Here is a 19,716-nt window from a genome sequence, read left to right as displayed (position 1 = left end):
AAGGATAGTTATATGTATAATTTTGATGAGGTTATTAATAGAGAAGGTACAAACTGTACTCAGTGGGACTATGTACAAGATCGATTTGGCCAAAGTGGTCTATTACCTTTTACTATTTCAGATACTGATTTCGCTTTGCCCAAACAAGTAATTCAACGGTTGAATGAAAGAATGAGTCATCCAGTGTTCGGCTATACAAGATGGAATCATAAAGAATTTAAAAATTCTATTGAAACATGGTATCAGAAAAGATTTAATATCAAAATAGAAAAAGATTGGATTTATTACACTCCAACTGTTATATATGCAATTTCACAATTAATCAAAATGAAATCGAATGAAAATGATGGTGTAATCATACAAACTCCAGCATATGATGCGTTTTTTAATGTCATAAAAGAAAATAATAGAACGGTTGTACAGAATGATTTGATTTACAAAGATGGTTACTATTCAATAGATTTTATATATTTAGAAGAACTATTATCAAAATCAAATAATAAAATACTGTTACTTTGTTCTCCTCATAATCCAACTGGTAGAGTTTGGAGTGTTGATGAATTAACGACATTAATAGAGTTATGTCGAAAACATGATGTCTACATTATTTCTGATGAAATTCATATGGATATTGTTCGTAAAGAATACAATCATATACCTTTATTTAAAAAAAGCATCGAAAATATTGCTATTGTAACTAGCGGTAGTAAAACTTTTAACTTTCCAGGATTACTTTTTGCTTATGTATTAATACCAGATTTAGAAGATGGTAATATATTCTTACGGTATCTAAAACAAAGAGATGGTTTATCATCTCCGAGTATAATGGGAATGGAAGCAACAATTACCGCATATAATGAATGTAGTGAATGGGTAGAAGAATTAAATAATTACATTGATGAAAATATTAAGCTTGTACAAGAATACTTGGAAAGAAATTTACCAGAAATTAAACTAGTATATCCTGAATCAACTTATCTACTTTGGTTAGATATTTCAGGGTTGAATATGACTATGGATGAATTGCAAGAGCGTTTAATTAAGATAGGTAATGTCGCTATTATGGATGGTAAAACTTATGGAGGAAATGGACAGCTATTCTTGAGATATAATATTGGTTGTCCAAAATCTAAAGTATTAGAAGGTTTGAATAGATTAAAGTTAAGTATTTATAAAGGATAAGAAATAGGCTGACACATTTATTGATATACTTCCTTCAAAGTATAAACTGAAAAAAGCAGGAACAGTAATCATAAAAACAATACAAAATCAAAATTATAGTAGCATAGAAGTTTTCTGAATAGTAAAATAAGAATCATATGTTTTTAAAGACGATTCTTATTTTAGGAGGAAAAAATAGTGGCTGCTTTTTTACACGGTTTATTATTAGCGCTTGGTCTAATTTTACCTTTAGGTGCACAAAATGTGTTTATTTTTAATCAAGGCGCTAATCATAAACAAATTAGAAAAACAATACCTGTAATTATTACTGCAGGTCTATGTGACACGCTTTTAATTTTATTAGCAGTATTAGGCGTATCGCTTGTTCTATTATCATTTCCGGTATTACAACTTGTTGTATATATAATAGGATTTATATTTTTAATTTATATGGGGATTGTATTATGGAAGGAAAAACCTCAAAGTTTGGAATATCAGCCTTCTATGTCTGCTAAAAAACAAGTTGGGTTTGCGATATCAGTATCATTATTAAATCCCCACGCTATCATGGATACAATTGGTGTAATTGGTACAAGTGCTTCAGTTTATGAAGGATTAGATAAATTTATCTTCACAGCATCCACTATTTTGATTTCATGGCTTTGGTTTATTTTATTAGCGATTTTAGGTAAAACCGTTGGAACAGTTGATAAAACAGGTAAATGGATTATATATTTGAATAAAATTTCAAGTATTGTTATCTTCATCGTTGCCTTAATTATACTAAAAAACATTCTTACTCTTATTTTTTAATAGGTAATATTTGTTATTTTATGAATATTTAAGTATATTTAAGGGAATAAATTTAATATCAATTAATATGGAGTAGATGTACATGAAAACCTGGGCAAAAGGTGTAATTACTATTGGTGCTAGCTTAGTAGCTAGTCAGTATGTTGTTAAAAAATTATCTAAAAGAAGTATGAAAAGTCAAATCGTTGAATGGATGATCGTAGCGCAAAATACATTTCCTAAATATGAAAGTTATGAATCTAAATCTGAGTTTGTAAATGAATTATATGAGGAAAATGAAAAACGATATACCTTACCAAAATTATTTAAACCTAAAACAAAAATAAATGAATATCAAATTGACGAAATGCAAGTATTAACATATAACTCTAACTTAAACTCAAAAGTAGGTATTTTACACTTGCATGGTGGCGCTTATATACACCAACCAACCATTTATCATCATAAATTTATAGACGAACTTGCTAAAACTGTAAATTTAAAAGTGGAAGTACCTATATATCCGAAAGCGCCGAATCAAATATTTATTAGATCATATGAGTTAATCATTGATTTATATAGACGCATGATTGAAGAACACGAGGAAGTTGTTATTATTGGTGATTCTGCAGGTGGCGGATTAGCTGTAGGACTTATGCAATTATTAAAAGAACAACACATTAAGCAACCGCTTCATGCATTTTTACTTTCACCTTGGATAGATATGAATATGGATAACAAAGATATTACAGAAGAACTGCAACAAAGCGATCCAATGCTTGATATTGAAAGTTTACAATTTTGTGGTGATTTATGGTGTGGCCATACGAATAAAAATCATCATTTATTATCACCTATATATGGAGATTTGCAATCACTGCCTCCTATGACTATTTTTGTAGGCACAAGAGAAATATTGTTGCCGGATATTAGATTGTTTAAAGAAAAACTTCAAAAATTTTCAAACGAAGTTGCCTATCATGAATATGTGAACCAAAATCATGTATTCCCAATCTTTCCAATTGAAGAAGGGAAAGAAGCTAGAAGTATCATTTATAATAAAATTAATAATTTTTAATAAACTTTTTAAACGTGCAAACGATTATCTTTTTAAGCATTATGGCATGTGTTATAATAAATAATTGTATAGATAGTCGTAATGACTAATAAAGAGGTGAATTTTAATGAGTATTCGTTCTGAACGTGTTGGAGAACAAATGAAAAAAGAACTTATGGATATAATAAATAACAAGCTTAAAGACCCTAGAGTTGGTTTCTTAACAATTACTGATGTTGAACTACCAGGTGATTTATCACATGCTACTGTTTATTTAACAGTATTGGGGTCAGATAAAGAAAAAGAAGAAACATTCGAAGGCTTAGAAAAAGCAAAAGGATTTATTAAATCCGAACTTGGAAGCCGTATGAAATTACGTATCTTACCAGAGTTACACTTTAAATACGATGAATCAATTGACTACGGTAATAAAATCGAACGCATGATTCAAGATTTAAATCGTAACGAATAAAACATTATAATATTTAAAAGAAAAACACCCGATATTTTCACATTTAACGTGAATTTATTGGGTGTTTTTTCTTTTTAATCAATTTTTAATTTTCCTCTAATTGTTTGTGAACTATGTAAATGTACATTGTAGATAAGTTAAAGATAGCGAAGTACAAATAGAGGAGGAAATTAAAATGAAAATTGTAGTTGTACCTTCAGGGTTTAAAGAAAGCTTAAGTGCCGAAGAAGTTGGAAATTCTATTTCGAGAGGAATAAACAAAGTGAATCCTTATCATGATGTCACTACTATTCCTATGGTAGATGGTGGAGAAGGTTTTGTAGATACGATTACAAAACTAAAAGAAGGTAAAAAAGTAAAAACACAAGTGATGGGTCCGGTTGGTAAGCCTATAAAATCTTTCTTTGGTGTTTTTGAGGAAAATGGTATAAAGACAGCTGTAATAGAAATGGCGGCAATTGCAGGGTTGAGACATGTACCACAAAAAATGAGAAATCCATTAAACACGACAACTTTTGGGGTAGGTGAAACGATTATTAAGGCATTGGATAATGGTGCAGAACGTATTCTGATTGGGTGTGGTGATTCAGGAACATCAGATGGTGGAGTAGGCATGGCTCAGGCGTTAGGTATAAAATTCTTAAATGAAAATGGTGAAGCTGTATTTATAAACGGTGGAGGCGAAATAAATCGGATTTATGGGGTTGATATGAGTTATATGGATGCTAGAGTACATTTAGTAGACATAGATGTAGCAGTTAATTGGACAAATTTATTGTGTGGACAAAAAGGGGTAGCAAGAGTATATGGACCGCAAAAGGGTGCATCTCCTGAAAATGTCGAACTATTGTCTAACAATCTAGAACATCTTGCAAAACTCATAAAAAGTTTGAAAAAAGAGGATGTTTCTTTAATGAATGGTGGAGGTGCATCAGGTGGTTTAGGTGCAGGTTTATATGGATTCCTTAATGCCCGTCTACATCCAAGATTTGAAATTATTATGAAGTATATAGAGATTTCAGATGCAATTCAAAATGCAGATCTAGTTATAACTGCAGAAGGATGTATAGATTTTCAAACACCAAATGGAAAAATTCCATCTGAAGTTGCAAGGATTGCAAAAATGCATAAAAAACCAGTTATTGCTTTTGCTGGTACAATAGGTCATAATGCAAAGATTAATTATCAAAGTGGTATTGATGCATTTAGTAGCATCATTCCAGAACCTACGACGTTAGAAAATTCAATTTTAGACGCAGATAAATGGCTAGAAAATTGTTCTGAAAATGCCTTGAGACATATTACAATAGGCATTAATTTAGGCAATCAAATGGTCGCTGCAAAAGATGTTGTTAAATGACTAATAAGCAAATAGTTTATCTGTGTTTATATTTTATATTTTCTATCGTTGTATTCTTATATATTGATTTACCTTATTTAGGTCAACTTAGTTTGATCATCTTTGTATTATCATTAGGTCTATTTTTATTAACGAATATGCCTGCAGGTTTATCTGCATTTATAGCATTAACAATAGGTATACTGTTAGGTATTCCTGAAAAAATATTATTTGAATCAATGGATGAGCATGTTGTTTGGCTCATGATTGGTGCGTTTATTATAGGCGCAGCTGTTGAAATAAGTGGTTTACTAGATAGATTAATTCATTGGATAGATAATAAATGTCATACAGAAAATAAGATGAATATATTTTTATTTATAATCGTTCAAATAATTTCTATATTAGTACCTTCCACATCGGGGAGAGCTGCTTCAATGATTCCAATTTATAAAGCTTTTGCTTCTAGATTTCAATCAAATCAAAAATATTTTGCATTATTGATACCAGTGCTTATTTTAATGGGGGCAAATCTTACTTTAATCGGTGCTGGAAGTCATATCGTGGGTATTGGTTTGTTAAAAGGTCAGACGAATGAAACGATTTCTTATGTAGACTTTATTATATGGGGATTTCCATTTGGTATCATAATGGGTGTTATCAGTTTATTTATTATAAAGAAATTGTTTTTTATTAAAAACGATACAGGTTCAGAATCATCTTTTAAAGAAGTGAAAAGTAAACATAAACCATTAAGTACAAAAGAAAAAAAGACATTGTTATATTTATTTATAACGATTAGTTTATGGATAACTGAATCTCTACATGGGTTTGATATTGCATTTATAACGATTGCTATGAGTGTTGTTATGATGGCACCTAATATCGGTGTCATCTCATGGAAACAAGGTTTGAAAAGCATCTCTTGGAGTTTAATATTTTTTGTTGCAGGTGCGACCGCTCTTGGTGAATTACTTGTATCATATAAGGTTATAGAATATATACAAAAAAATTTATACGGTTATTTATCTCAATTCGAAAATATCAATGAACTAGTTGTATTACTCATAATTGTTATAATAACGGTAACATCACATTTATATGTAACAAGTCACACTACACGAGCCGTCGTTTTTGTTCCGTTATTTTTATTATTTAGTGATATGTTCAATTTAAATCCCATTTCAGTTGTTTTCATGACTTTGATAGGGACAAATTACTGCGTTACCTTTCCAGTGAGTTCAAAAGCGCTACTGCTATTTTATGAACAAGATCGAAAACCATTTAAAAATATAGATTTAGCGAAAGTAAGTGGTATATTGATGCCTATTTACATGTTAATAATGATTGCGTGTTATTATTTCTGGTGGCAATATACTGGATTATCGCTTAGGTAAGGAGAAGAGACATGGAAAAAATCTTAATTGTTGAAGATGAAGTGAAAATTGCTAGAGTCATACAATTGGAATTAGAGTATGCAAATTATGAAATTAGTATAGCGAATACCGGAAGACAGGCTTTAGAACTGTTTGAATCGAATCATTTTGATTTAGTTTTATTGGATGTCATGATTCCTGAATTAAATGGTTTAGAGGTTTTGAGAAGGATTAGGGAAGAGGATAGTAACATTAAAATTATTATGTTAACTGCTAGAGATGCAGTGATGGATAAAGTGAGTGGTTTAGATTCTGGTGCAAATGATTATATGACTAAACCATTTGAAATAGAAGAACTTCTCGCTAGAATTAGAGTTCATTTAAAACAAAACAATGAAACAAATGAAGAGAATCGTAATGAAATTCAATTTAAACATTTAAATATTCATCCATTAAGCCGAGAAGTATATATAAATGAATCACTCGTTAATTTAACTCAAAAAGAATATGATTTATTGTTGTACTTTATTCAGAATAAAAACCAAGCTTTAACAAGAGAACAAATTATTGAAGCGGTGTGGGGATACGAATATTATGGCGACACGAATGTTATTGATGTTTATGTCAGATATTTAAGAAAAAAACTAGATCAAAATGACATATCCTTGATATCTAGCGTTAGAGGTATTGGATATATGATAAAGGAATGAATCTATGAAACTAGGGACGAAAATTCAACTCTATACAACGGTAATGATTGTCATTGTTGTTATTTGTATAAATTTATTTGTTTATTTTGTTTATCAAAAAGTTTCACTCGACTCGGAAGTAACTCAGCTAGAAAGTCGAGGCATTAATATTATGAAAGAGTTGCAAAATACTTCAGATACTGATGTTAATACCGAAGCTGTTTTGCAATCTTATTTACTTTCTGATGGATATATTACAGTAGTTAACCAAAAAAATAAAAGTGTCGTTCAAATTTCAACAGATGTTAAGTATAAAAACTTAGCAGAATCATATAAAAATGAACAATATAAAAAAGTCGTCGAAAAAAGTGGCAATCATTTTGCTATGGTATCCTTACCGATTATTTGGAAAAATGGTGAAGTCAGCAATCTACAAATATTTGAAAATATCGATTTTAAATATGAAACTTTTTCTATTTTAAAATGGATATTAATTGTTTCGACTATCATTATTCTAATCGTTATATTTCTTTTGAATAGAATCATTACGCAAATTATTTTGAAGCCAATTAATGAGCTCATTGAACAAATGAATAAAACGAGAGAAACAAAGCATTACAGTAAAATCGATATAAATGATAACGATACGAAAGAGTTGAAAGAACTTTCGAATACATTTAATGAAATGATGCTCAATTTAAAAGATCATGATGAAAAACAACAAGCATTTATACTCAACGCATCACATGAATTAAAAACACCGATAACAGTTATGAATTCATACAGTGAAATGTTAAAAAGATTTGGTAAAACACGTCCTGATTTATTAGATGAAGGTATTGATACAATTAATGAAGAAGCTAAAAGATTAAAATATTTAACTGAACAAATGCTAGACTTAGCTAAAATAGAACGTACTTTTCATGACATTGAATTGTCAAAAGTTGATATTATTGAACAAGTTTCGAGTTTAACTAAAAAACTTTCACAAGTTTATCAAAGGAAAATCAATATATATACAACCGAAAATTCATTAGTCGGAAAAATTAATAAAGATAGCTTTAATCAGTTGATGACTATTTTTCTTGATAATGCATATAAATATAGTCAATCAGAAATTGATTTAGAGCTTACAGATAAAGTTCAATATATAGAAATCATAATTAAAGATTATGGACCTGGGATTGTTGAAGAGGATATTGAAAAAATATTTACGAGGTTTTATAGAGTTGATAAAGCAAGATCTCGACAGTCTGGAGGATCTGGGTTAGGTTTATCAATTGCGAAAGAACTTGCATCGAAAAATCAAATCGACATACAAGTTAAAAGTGAAGAAGGTGTTGGATCAGAATTTATATTGAAAGTGAGAAAGGTGTGAAAAAATGAAAAAAGCGATTAAACCTTTGCTTATAGTGGTTATGGCAATTCTTCTAATTGCTTTAATTTCCATTATTTACATCAGGTCAACAGAACAATTGATGGATAAAGACTTAGCTAAAACATTAATATCAGAAAGATATAAAGGTGATATTACTAAATTAACTCAATCTAAAGATAATCGAACTTTTTATGTGAAAATCAAAGATAAAGATAAAAAATACAGTTTAGAAATTGATCGAAGAAAAGAAACGATTAAAAACGTTACGTCACAAACAACACCTAAAAAACAAACTAAAAAAGAAAAACCAAAGACAAAAGAAAAACCAAAAAAAGATGACAAGAAAAAAACGCTTATAACTGAAAAAAGAGCAAAACAAATAGTTATGAATGAAGTGGGAGGTACTTTTGTAGATATTAAGAAAAATGAAGACTCTAAGCCTATGACATATACTGTTACTCAACATGTTGATGATAACGAAGGTGCTGTCGTTTCAGTTAATTCGTTAAATGGAAAAGTTAATTCAGTATCATGGTTTAATATTGAACAACCTCAACCTAGTTATAATGCGGGTAATGAAAATAAAGAACAATATTACTATGAAGATGACGATGACTACGACGATGATGAATACGATGACGATTAACATGGATTGTTAGTTATTTCTTCTTTTTACTTGAGTTTTAATGTAAACTTGTAATGAATAGAAGCATGTTTTGGAGGTCGTAAATTTGGATGGCATATTAGCAATTCATAAAGAAGTAGGCATGACGAGTCACGATGTCGTGTTTAAACTTCGAAAAATATTAAAAACTAAAAAAGTTGGTCATACTGGCACTTTAGATCCAGAAGTAAGTGGTGTTTTACCAATATGCGTAGGTAAAGCTACTCGTGTCAGTGATTATGTTATGAAAAGTGGTAAGACATATATTGCTGAAGTAACAATTGGTAAGAGCACGACTACTGAAGATCAAACTGGAGAAATAGTAGAAGAAAAAGCTGTAACTGAAAATATTTGGTGTACTGATGACATACGTTCAACTTTAAATAAATTAGTGGGTGAAATTGAGCAAATTCCGCCGATGTATTCAGCTGTTAAAGTAAACGGAAAAAAATTATATGAATACGCTCGTCAAAATATTGAAGTTGAAAGACCTGTTCGTAAAGTCTTCATTAACAGTATTGAGCTAACTTCAGACATTTCATATGACAACCAAACTTGTAAATTTGAAATAGAAGTCGAGTGTGGAAAAGGGACATATATAAGAACATTAGCAACTCAGATAGGAGAATTACTTGGTTATCCTGCACATATGTCTCATTTAGTTAGATTGAAAAGTGGTGGATTTTCGTTAAATCAGTCTATTACATTAGATAACTTACGTGAAATAGTTGAGCAAGATAGGTTACAGGAAGTGCTTCTTCCATTAGAATATGGATTGAATGGCTTACAAAAAATAATCGTAGAAGATTCTGGTCTTGTTAAAAGGATACAAAATGGACAGAAGATTATGAAAACCGATTTAAATACTAATATAGACGGTGAATTTGTCCTATGGTATAAAGAACATGCAATAGCGATTATGGAGCCTTATGAAAAAAATAATGATTTATATAAACCAAAAAAAGTTTTTCTTTAAAGGAGTATTCTGATGGAAGTTATAGAAATTTCACACCCAATTAATTCATCACAATTTGTAAATGAGAATATTGCATTAGCAATAGGTTTTTTTGATGGTATACATATTGGCCACCAAAAAGTATTGAAAAAAATGCTTGAAGTAGCAGAACATAACGATTTGAAAAAGGCTGTTATGACTTTTGACCCTCATCCTTCTGTAGTACTTAATCCAGAAAAGAAAAGAACTACATATTTAACACCGATAACGGATAAAGTCGAAGCAATAGAAAAGCTCGGAGTGGATTATTGTTTTGTCGTAAACTTTTCTTCTAGCTTTGCAGATGTTTCTGCAGATGAATTTGTAGAACAATATTTTATTCGTAATCATGTTAAAGCTGTCATTGCGGGATATGATTTTAGCTTTGGTAAATACGGAAAAGGCAATATGGCTTCTTTACAAGAGAATGATTATCCTTTTAGTGTACACGTCGTTTCTAAACAAACTTTAGAAGAAGATATTAAAATATCAACTACAAATATTAGAACTTCACTTGAATTAGGTGAAGTAGAAGCGTGTACTTTAGCTTTAGGTCGTCCATATGTTATAAAAGGCATGGTTGTTCAGGGAGAAAAAAGAGGTAGAACAATAGGCTTTCCAACCGCTAATGTCGAACCAAGTGACGAATATGTATTACCAAGAAATGGTGTATATGCCGTTACATTACTCATTAAGTCTAGAAACAAAGTATATGAAGGTGTCTGTAATGTAGGGGTTAAACCAACTTTTCATGACCCATCTGTTTCACAAGTTAGCATCGAAGTAAATATTTTCGATTTTGAAGAAAGTATTTACGGGGAGAGAGTGGAAGTATTTTGGCATCATTTCATTAGACCAGAACAAAAATTTAACGGCATTGATGCACTTGTAGAACAAATATCTAAAGATAAAGAAAAAGCAAAATCATTACTTGAACTTGATAAACAATAGTGGTTTATGTATAATAGTTAAAGTGCCTATTCCTTGGCTGATCGACACTCCGACGATTCGCTCAGGTATAAGGTGAATACAAAAATAGGAGGGAAATTGACAATGGCAATTTCACAAGAAAGAAAAAACGAACTAATCGAACAATACCGCGTACATGAAACTGATACTGGTTCTCCAGAAGTACAAATCGCAGTTTTAACAGCAGAAATCACTGCTTTAAACGAACATTTACGTACTCACACGAAGGATCACCATTCACGTCGTGGATTATTAAAAATGGTTGGTCGTCGTAAACACTTATTAACATACTTACGTGATAATGACGTTCAACGTTACCGTGATCTAATTAAATCACTTGGATTACGTCGCTAATCGCAACACCAATCGAAGGGAATCGATCAGATTTCTTTCGATTTTTTTATAAAAAATTATAAAATGAGTACATATTAATGGTATGATATAATTGATTAATTGTAATGAGAGGAGATTCATAAATGTCTCAAGAGAAAAAAGTCTTTAAGACAGAATGGGCAGGAAGTCCATTAATAATAGAAACAGGTCAGTTAGCGAAACAAGCTAACGGTGCAGTGTTAGTAAGATATGGGGATACGGTTGTATTATCAACTGCTACAGCTTCTAGAGAGCCTAGAAACGTAGATTTCTTCCCATTAATGGTGAATTATGAAGAAAAAATGTATGCAGCTGGGAAAATACCAGGCGGTTTTAACAAACGTGAAGGAAGACCAGGGGAAGATGCAACTTTAACGAGTCGTTTAATTGATAGACCAATTAGACCACTATTTCCAAAAGGTTATAGACATGACGTTCAAGTTATTTCTATCGTGATGAGTGTTGACCCAAATTGTTCACCTGAAATGGCGGCAATGATCGGATCGTCAATGGCATTATCTGTTTCAGATATACCATTTGAAAGACCAATTGCAGGTGTTAATGTTGGTTTAGTAGATGGTGAATATGTCATTAACCCTGACGTAGAAGCTAAAGAAGTTTCATTATTAGATTTACAAGTAGCAGGTCATAAAGATGCTATTAACATGGTAGAAGCTGGTGCGAAAGAAGTATCTGAAGAAACGATGTTAGAAGGCATTTTATTTGGTCATAAAGAAATTCAAAGATTAGTAGAATTCCAAGAAGCTATAATTGATGAAATTCAACCTGAGAAATCTCCATTTGAACCTGTTGAAGTTGAGCAATCTCTTGAAGAAGCTGTAATCCAAAAAGCCGAGGCATTAGATTTAAACGGCGCAATTAGAACAGAAGAAAAACAACAACGTGATATCAATATAACTGCTGTTAAAGATGAAGTATTGGTACACTTTACTAACGAAGAAGAGCCTGATAACGAAGAAGTTCTTAAAGATGTTAGTAAAATACTTGATACATTAGTGAAAGACGAAGTACGTCGTTTAATCACTGAAGATAAAGTAAGACCAGACGGACGTAAACCTGAAGAGATTAGACCGTTAGCATCTGAAGTTGGCTTATTACCTAGAGCACATGGTTCAGGTTTATTTACACGTGGCCAAACTCAAGCATTCTCTGTAGCAACATTAGGTGCATTAGGTGAACATCAAATCATAGATGGATTAGGTACTGAAGATCAAAAACGTTACATGCATCATTATAATTTCCCTAATTTCTCTGTAGGTGAAACTGGTCCAGTAAGAGCGCCAGGTCGTCGTGAAATTGGTCATGGTGCACTAGGTGAACGTGCTTTATTACAAGTGATTCCTGATGAAAAAGAATTCCCATATACAATTAGAGTTGTATCTGAAGTATTAGAATCTAATGGTTCATCATCACAAGCATCAATTTGTGGTTCTACACTTGCACTTATGGATGCTGGTGTACCAATTAAAGCGCCAGTTGCTGGTATAGCGATGGGATTAATCACTAAAGATGATAACTATACTATTCTTTCTGACATACAAGGTATGGAAGATGCTTTAGGCGATATGGACTTTAAAGTTGCTGGAACTGAAAAAGGTATTACAGCGATACAAATGGACATTAAAATTGATGGATTAAGTGAACAAATCTTAAAAGAAGCTTTAGAACAAGCTAGAATTGGTAGATTACACATCTTAAATCATATGTTAGAAACATTAGGTCAACCTCGTGAAGATTTAAGCGAGTATGCACCTAAGATTGAAATAATGCATATTAAACCAGATAAAATAAGAGATGTTATTGGACCTGGTGGTAAGAAAATTAATGAAATCATCGATGAAACGGGTGTTAAATTAGATATCGAGCAAGATGGAACGGTATTTATAGGTTCTAAAGATCAAGAAATGATCGATAGAGCACGCAAGATTATCGAAGATATTACTAGAGAAGCAGAAGTTGGCGCAATATACATGGCAACTGTTAAGAGAATTGAAAAATTCGGCGCATTTGTTGAAATATTCCCTGGTAAAGACGCGCTTGTTCATATCTCTCAATTTTCAAATGATCGAGTGAATAAAGTTGAAGATGTAGCTAAAATTGGAGATCAGTTCTTAGTAAAAGTAACTGAAATCGACCGCCAAGGACGTGTCAATGCTTCACGTAAAGTATTATTGAACGAAGATAAAGAGCAAAAATAAAATACAAAGTAATTGAATGGGGACAATGCGTTGTCCCTGTTTTTGTTATGAGGTGAAAAAATGACAGAACAAATAACTTTAGATAACGGAACAGTTATTATTTTTGAAGAGGTACCGAACAGTGAAACTGTGAGTATTGGGGCATATATAAAGACAGGGACTGCAGATGAAGGAGATTATCCCGAAGGTATCGCACACTTTGTAGAACATATGCTATTTAAGGGAAGTAAACATTACACAAGACAACAACTATCGACTGAATTTGATAAAATTGGTGGATATAATAACGCTTATACTACGAAAATATATACCTGTTATTTTTGTAAAACGTTAAAACGTTTTGAACGGAAAGCGACAGACCTTTTATTAGATATGGTTAAAAATCCTTTATTTATTGAAGAGGAAATTGAGCGCGAGAAAAAAGTTATTTTAGAAGAAATTAAAATGGTAGAAGATACTCCTGAAGAATGGTTAATGGACACGTTAGAATCAGAAGTTTTTGAGAATCAATCTTTAGGAAGAATGATTTTAGGTGAACCTGATAGTGTTAAGTCTATAAACAAATCTATTTTAGAAGATTTTCATAAGAAATATTATCAAAGTAACCGATTAATTGTATCTATTGCAGGAGCGTTCAGTGAAGAATTAAAACAACTTGTAATTGATACATTGAAAGATGATAAGCAAATAGAAATAAAAGACGGAAAAAGAAACACTCAATTTTATGAAAAGAAGAAAACATACTATAAAAATGAGTTAGAGCAAACACATTTCATGAGATGTTATGAAGCCCCTAGTTATAATAATAAGTATTATTATGCGACAAACATTCTTAATACTATTTTAGGAGAAACAATGAGTTCGAAGTTGTTCCAAGTGTTAAGAGAAGAGCATGGGCTCTGTTACAATGTTTACTCAGATTTCCAAAGTTATCATGATAATGGTATATTGACGATTTATGCAGGTACAGATAAAGAAAATGTGAAAGCTTCAAGCGATTTGATAACAGATGTTTTGAAAAAACTGCTAGATGATAGCATTACACAAGAAGAATTAGAAGATGCTAAAAGTCATATTATTACGAGCTTTTTAATGGCTTCAGAATCCAATCAAAATAAAATGACTAGAAATGCTAGATCGTTAATGTTCCACAATGAATTGATAACAAATGAAAAGTTTGAAGAGAACATTAATATGATTGAAATAGAAGATATAAAAGAGGCAACTAAATCATTATTAGCGTCACCTTATTCAGAATTTATTTTAACTGAGAAATAACATATTTATAAATTGATTCCTCAATCGTTTGTGAATTCGTTTAATCAATATTTTATTTATCTATAACTCGATTATAGGTGCTTGTATAAACGATAATATAAATGGTATGATTAAAGAAATATATTATGGACGGGACTACATTTAGGAGGAACAATTTTGAGTTTAATAAAAAAGAAAAATGATAAAATTCGTATCATACCACTTGGTGGTGTTGGAGAAATAGCAAAAAATATGTATATCGTTGAAGTAGACGAAGAAATGTTTATGTTAGACGCTGGCTTAATGTTTCCAGAAGATGAAATGTTAGGTGTAGATGTCGTAATTCCCGATATACAATATGTATTAGAGAATAAAGACAAATTAAAAGGTATCTTCTTATCACATGGCCATGAAGATTCAATTGGTGCGGTAAGCTATATCCTAGAAAAATTAGATGCGCCAGTATATGGGTCAAGATTGACTATAGCTTTAGTTAAAGACCATATGAAAGCAAGAAGAATTAACAAAAAAGTACGCTATTATACAGTAAATAGAGATTCAGTCATGAGATTTAAAAACGTAAACGTTACATTCTTTAATACGACGCACTCTATTCCAGATAGTCTAGGAGTATGTATACATACTTCTTATGGTGCAATCGTTTATACAGGTGAATTTAAATTCGACCAAAGTTTACAAGGTGCTTACGCTCCTGATATCGCTAAAATGACTGAAATTGGTCAAAACGGTGTTTTCGCTTTAATTAGTGATTCAACTGAAGCTGAAAAACCCGGTTATAATGTTCCTGAAAATGTAATCGAAAGTCATATGGTAGATGAATTTGCTAAAGCTAATGGTAGAATTGTTGTGTCTTGTTATGCATCAAACTTTATACGTATTCAACAAGTATTAAATGCAGCAAGCAAATTAAATCGTAAAGTTTCATTCTTAGGACGTTCTTTAGAAAGTTCTTTTAATGTTGCACGTAAATTAGGATATTTCAATATCCCAGAAAACTTATTAGTACCAGTTCATGATGTAAGTAAATATCCTAAAAATGAAATGATAATTATTGCAACAGGTATGCAAGGTGAACCAATCGAAGCATTAGGACAAATGGCTTTACAAAGACACCCTATTTTAAACATACTTGAAGGCGATAATGTGTATATCTCTACAACTGCTTCAGCTAATATGGAAGTTATTATAGGTCAAACTATGAATGAACTTGTTAAAGCTGGCGCTAACATTATGCCAAATAACAAAAAGACACATGCATCAAGCCATGGTTGCATGGAAGAATTAAAGTTAATGCTGAACTTGATGAAACCAGAATATTTCGTCCCAGTTCAAGGTGAATTTAAAATGCAAATTGCTCACGCTAAATTAGCAGCTGAAACTGGTGTGGATCCTGAGAAGATTTTCTTACTAGAAAAAGGCGATGTTGTTAATTTTGATGGCAAGCAAATGATTGCTAATGAAAAAGTAACAGCTGGAAACGTATTAATTGATGGTATTGGTGTAGGTGATGTAGGTAACATCGTCTTACGCGACAGACATTTATTAGCCGAAGATGGTATTTTCATTGCTGTTGTAACATTAGACCCTAAAAACAGAAAAATTGTTGGTGGACCTGAAATCCAATCAAGAGGTTTTGTTTATGTTAGAGAAAGTGAAGAATTATTAAATGAGGCTTCAGATAAAGTACGTGAAATTGTAGAAGAAGGCTTACAACAAAAGAAAATTGAATGGTCAGAAATGAAACAAAATATGCGAGATAAACTTGGCAAATATTTATACGAACAAACGAAACGTCGTCCGATGATTATTCCAATTATTTCTGAAATCTAATATTTTGTTGAAGAATTTTACAGTCAAATAAGCCCAATATTGGGCTTATTTTTTGCATTATTGATAAGGAGGCTATTCGTATAATGGTACAAAAGAAAAAGCCAACAACGCGTAAAAGAAAAACAACGCGAGGTAAAAAGAAGCAAAAAGATAACACGCTAAAGTATGTCATAGAAGTACTCGTGCTGTTTTTAATAGTGTTAGGCGCTTTTCAATTAGGTTTTATCGGGTTGATGGTTGATAGTTTCTTCCACTTTTTATTCGGCTATTCCAAATATTTTACATATATATTAATCGTGATTGTTTCACTATTGGTTACATTAAATGATAAAGTGAAGTTTACAAGACGTTTAACTGGCTTATTCATATTTCAAATTGGACTATTGTTGTTATTCCAAATGATTTTATATTTCAAAGATAAGTCATTTGATTCATTTAAAACGTCATTAAGTGAAACATACTCAGCTTTAGAAAGTAATGCCATGTACTTTAATGGTGGTGGTTTCATAGGTTATCACGTATTTAATGTGGTAAGTAAACTCGTTTCAGTATTTGGTTATGGTTTAATTACATTGTTAATTTTAGTATCAAGTATGATTCTTATATTTAACAAAAAACATAGAGATATAACAAAATCATTATTTGAAAATGTACAAAGTAAAACAAAATCAAAAATGGTTAACTTAGAACGTAAAAGAGAAGAAAAATCTCAAATTAAAAAACAAGAAAAAGAAAAACGTAAACAAGAAAAAATCAAAGATGTTTCAGATATGAAAGAAATTAAAATGGATAATCCACCAGAAACAACAAAAGAAGAAACAAAAAATCAAGAAACATCCTATGATGATATTCCAATTTTTGAATCAACTGAAAAACAGCAACTTAAGAAAAAATCAGTTCCTAAATCAGAAATTAAACAAGAAGAACCAGCTGAGGAAACAAATGAATCTACTATAGACGAAACAGAGAATTTAAATTATAAATTACCTCCGCTTAGTATTTTAAATGATCCACCTAAATCTCAAACAGTGTCTAAGAAAACTGTTCAAGAGAAAGGGAAATTACTTGAAGCGACATTAAGAAACTTTAATGTCGATGCTAAAGTTACACAAATAAGAATTGGTCCAGCTGTTACCCAATATGAAGTGCAGCCTGCTCAAGGAGTTAAAGTAAATAAAATTGTGAACTTGAGCAATGATATTGCCCTTAATCTTGCAGCTAAAGATATTAGAATTGAAGCACCTATTCCAGGTAAATCAGCAGTGGGAATAGAAGTGCCAAATGAACATATTTCTATGGTTACATTGAAAGAAGTATTAAATGAGATGAAGTCCACAACTAATAAATTAGAAGTAGCATTGGGTAGGGATATTTCTGGTGAACCTATTACAGCTGAACTTAATAAACTTCCACATTTACTTGTGGCAGGTGCTACAGGTAGTGGTAAATCGGTATGCATTAACGGAATTATAACGAGTATTCTTATGAATGCTAAACCACATGAAGTTAAACTTATGCTAATTGATCCGAAGATGGTTGAGTTAAATGTATATAATGGTGCTCCTCATTTATTAACGCCAGTAGTAACCAACCCTCAAAAGGCAAACCAAGCTCTGCAAAAAGTAGTATCTGAAATGGAAAAACGATATGACTTATTCCAACATGTTGGAGCAAGAAATATAGAGGGTTATAACGAGTACATTGAAAGAAGTAACATGGAGTTAGAAGAGAAACAAGCACAACTACCTTATATAGTAGTGATTGTAGATGAATTAGCTGACTTAATGATGGTGGCAGGTAAAGATGTTGAGTCATCAATCATGAGATTAGCACAACTTGCTAGGGCAGCAGGCATACATTTAATTATTGCAACACAAAGACCTTCTGTTGATGTAATAACAGGTAGTATTAAGGCGAATATACCATCTAGAATTGCATTTGCTGTAAGTTCAGCGACAGATTCTAGAACGATTTTAGATGGTGGTGGTGCTGAAAAATTACTTGGTAAAGGTGATATGCTATTCTTATCAAGAGATTCTTCTAAACCGACAAGAATTCAAGGTGCTTTCCTCTCGGATGGAGAAGTTGAAAATGTTGTTCAACATGTAATTGGTGAGCAAACAGCTAACTACGTTAAAGAGATGGAACCGGACGAACCTAGTGAATCAGGGGAAATGGAAAGCGAAGATGAATTGTATAAAGAAGCTTATTTATTTGTTGTTGAAGAACAAAAAGCAAGTGCTAGTTTATTACAAAGACGATTTAGAATAGGTTACAATAGGGCATCTAGATTAATGGATGATTTAGAAGGAAATGGCGTAATAGGGCCACAATCAGGTAGTAAACCTAGACAAGTTTTGGTCGATATTTATCAAGATGAATAGGGGGATATTATGTCTACAAGTGAAACGACTAATTTTGTGAAAAACTGGCTATTAGATAAAATTCAAAAAGGTGAACTAGAACCGGGAGAAGTTATACCAACGGAATTCGAGTTAAAAAGAACATTAGATATTGAATATGAAGAAATAGAAAAGGCTATTCATGAACTTGTAACAGAGCAAATATTGTCCCAAAAATCTGGAGAAGGTACGATAGTAAAACCAAGACAACCATTTTATTATCCTTTAGATGAACTTGTAAGTATTACCAATATGATAGAGAAAAACGGCCAGAAAGCTGGTACAGAATTCATTAGTCTTGATGAAGAAGTAACGACTATAACTGAAAAAGAAGTTTTGAATTTAGAAGATAATGCTATCATTTCTGTCATAGAAAGATTGAGGACAGCTGATGGAGAACCAGTTGTATATTGCTTAGATAAAATTTCTGCAGCTCTATTTCCATGTAGTGACTATCATTCTAATTTATCTCTATTATCCGCAATAGAGAATAAAATAGAATATAAAATCACTCGTGCTGATACATCGATAGAATCTATTAGCTATGAGCCTTACATTAGCGAAATATTAAATTCTCATCCTGATGATGCTATGATGTTACTTACTCAAATTCATTACGATGAACAAGAAAGACCTGTTCTTTATTCATTAAATTACTTTAAAAGTAGTCTTGTTAAGTTTCGAATCAAACGAAATAGGATATAATCATTATATTACACAGAAA

At 31.5% G+C, this 19,716-nt stretch carries 17 protein-coding genes; all 17 read left to right on the top strand.

The window, feature by feature from the left end:
- Positions 1-12: 12 nt before the first annotated feature.
- The 17 genes from CD135_RS10425 (at position 13) to CD135_RS10345 (ending at position 19,697) form a co-directional block, all read left to right on the top strand.
- Complete coding sequence (locus tag CD135_RS10425) at positions 13-1,182, top strand: MalY/PatB family protein (RefSeq protein ID WP_016998632.1); 1,170 nt, start codon at positions 13-15, stop codon at positions 1,180-1,182.
- 174 nt (positions 1,183-1,356) lie between these two features.
- Positions 1,357-1,974 (top strand): LysE/ArgO family amino acid transporter, encoded by a 618-nt coding sequence (locus CD135_RS10420; RefSeq protein WP_026023590.1) that lies wholly within the window; start codon positions 1,357-1,359, stop codon positions 1,972-1,974.
- A gap of 82 nt (positions 1,975-2,056) precedes the next feature.
- The gene (locus tag CD135_RS10415; protein WP_103269436.1) at positions 2,057-3,031 is read left to right on the top strand and encodes an alpha/beta hydrolase fold domain-containing protein; all 975 of its coding nucleotides are present in this window, start codon (positions 2,057-2,059) and stop codon (positions 3,029-3,031) included.
- Between the two features lie 106 nt (positions 3,032-3,137).
- A complete protein-coding gene (rbfA, locus tag CD135_RS10410; protein WP_016998635.1) occupies positions 3,138-3,482 on the top strand; it encodes a 30S ribosome-binding factor RbfA in 345 nt (114 codons plus the stop codon).
- 175 nt (positions 3,483-3,657) lie between these two features.
- Positions 3,658-4,842: a glycerate kinase family protein gene (locus tag CD135_RS10405; protein ID WP_016998636.1), complete on the top strand. Its 1,185-nt coding sequence runs from the start codon at positions 3,658-3,660 to the stop codon at positions 4,840-4,842.
- Positions 4,839-6,218, top strand: coding sequence for an SLC13 family permease (locus tag CD135_RS10400; protein WP_016998637.1), 1,380 nt, complete (start codon positions 4,839-4,841; stop codon positions 6,216-6,218). Before CD135_RS10405 ends, CD135_RS10400 begins: the two co-directional genes overlap by 4 nt.
- A gap of 11 nt (positions 6,219-6,229) precedes the next feature.
- Positions 6,230-6,907 (top strand): response regulator transcription factor, encoded by a 678-nt coding sequence (locus CD135_RS10395; protein ID WP_016998638.1) that lies wholly within the window; start codon positions 6,230-6,232, stop codon positions 6,905-6,907.
- Positions 6,908-6,911: 4 nt separating this feature from the next.
- Positions 6,912-8,264: a sensor histidine kinase gene (locus tag CD135_RS10390; RefSeq protein WP_016998639.1), complete on the top strand. Its 1,353-nt coding sequence runs from the start codon at positions 6,912-6,914 to the stop codon at positions 8,262-8,264.
- A 4-nt stretch (positions 8,265-8,268) separates the two neighbouring features.
- Positions 8,269-8,910 (top strand): hypothetical protein, encoded by a 642-nt coding sequence (locus CD135_RS10385; RefSeq protein WP_070045102.1) that lies wholly within the window; start codon positions 8,269-8,271, stop codon positions 8,908-8,910.
- 85 nt (positions 8,911-8,995) lie between these two features.
- Positions 8,996-9,904: a tRNA pseudouridine(55) synthase TruB gene (gene truB / locus CD135_RS10380; RefSeq protein ID WP_084819063.1), complete on the top strand. Its 909-nt coding sequence runs from the start codon at positions 8,996-8,998 to the stop codon at positions 9,902-9,904.
- 12 nt (positions 9,905-9,916) lie between these two features.
- A complete protein-coding gene (locus CD135_RS10375; RefSeq protein WP_070045101.1) occupies positions 9,917-10,873 on the top strand; it encodes a bifunctional riboflavin kinase/FAD synthetase in 957 nt (318 codons plus the stop codon).
- Positions 10,874-10,975: 102 nt separating this feature from the next.
- Positions 10,976-11,245 (top strand): 30S ribosomal protein S15, encoded by a 270-nt coding sequence (rpsO, locus tag CD135_RS10370; protein WP_016998644.1) that lies wholly within the window; start codon positions 10,976-10,978, stop codon positions 11,243-11,245.
- A gap of 122 nt (positions 11,246-11,367) precedes the next feature.
- The gene (gene pnp / locus CD135_RS10365) at positions 11,368-13,482 is read left to right on the top strand and encodes a polyribonucleotide nucleotidyltransferase (RefSeq protein WP_103269435.1); all 2,115 of its coding nucleotides are present in this window, start codon (positions 11,368-11,370) and stop codon (positions 13,480-13,482) included.
- 60 nt (positions 13,483-13,542) lie between these two features.
- On the top strand, positions 13,543-14,760 hold the full coding sequence (locus CD135_RS10360) for a M16 family metallopeptidase (protein WP_103269434.1): 1,218 nt from the start codon (positions 13,543-13,545) through the stop codon (positions 14,758-14,760).
- A 156-nt stretch (positions 14,761-14,916) separates the two neighbouring features.
- A complete protein-coding gene (gene rnjB, locus CD135_RS10355) occupies positions 14,917-16,590 on the top strand; it encodes a ribonuclease J2 (protein WP_016998647.1) in 1,674 nt (557 codons plus the stop codon).
- An 83-nt stretch (positions 16,591-16,673) separates the two neighbouring features.
- A complete protein-coding gene (locus CD135_RS10350; protein WP_070045098.1) occupies positions 16,674-18,974 on the top strand; it encodes a DNA translocase FtsK in 2,301 nt (766 codons plus the stop codon).
- Positions 18,975-18,983: 9 nt separating this feature from the next.
- Positions 18,984-19,697 (top strand): GntR family transcriptional regulator, encoded by a 714-nt coding sequence (locus CD135_RS10345; protein WP_070045097.1) that lies wholly within the window; start codon positions 18,984-18,986, stop codon positions 19,695-19,697.
- Positions 19,698-19,716: the final 19 nt, after the last annotated feature.

The organism is Mammaliicoccus lentus (genome assembly GCF_002902755.1).
Lineage (GTDB): Bacteria > Bacillota > Bacilli > Staphylococcales > Staphylococcaceae > Mammaliicoccus > Mammaliicoccus lentus.
The sequence above is the reverse complement of the archived record's forward strand: the minus strand, read 5'-3'. Positions and strand labels throughout refer to the sequence as shown.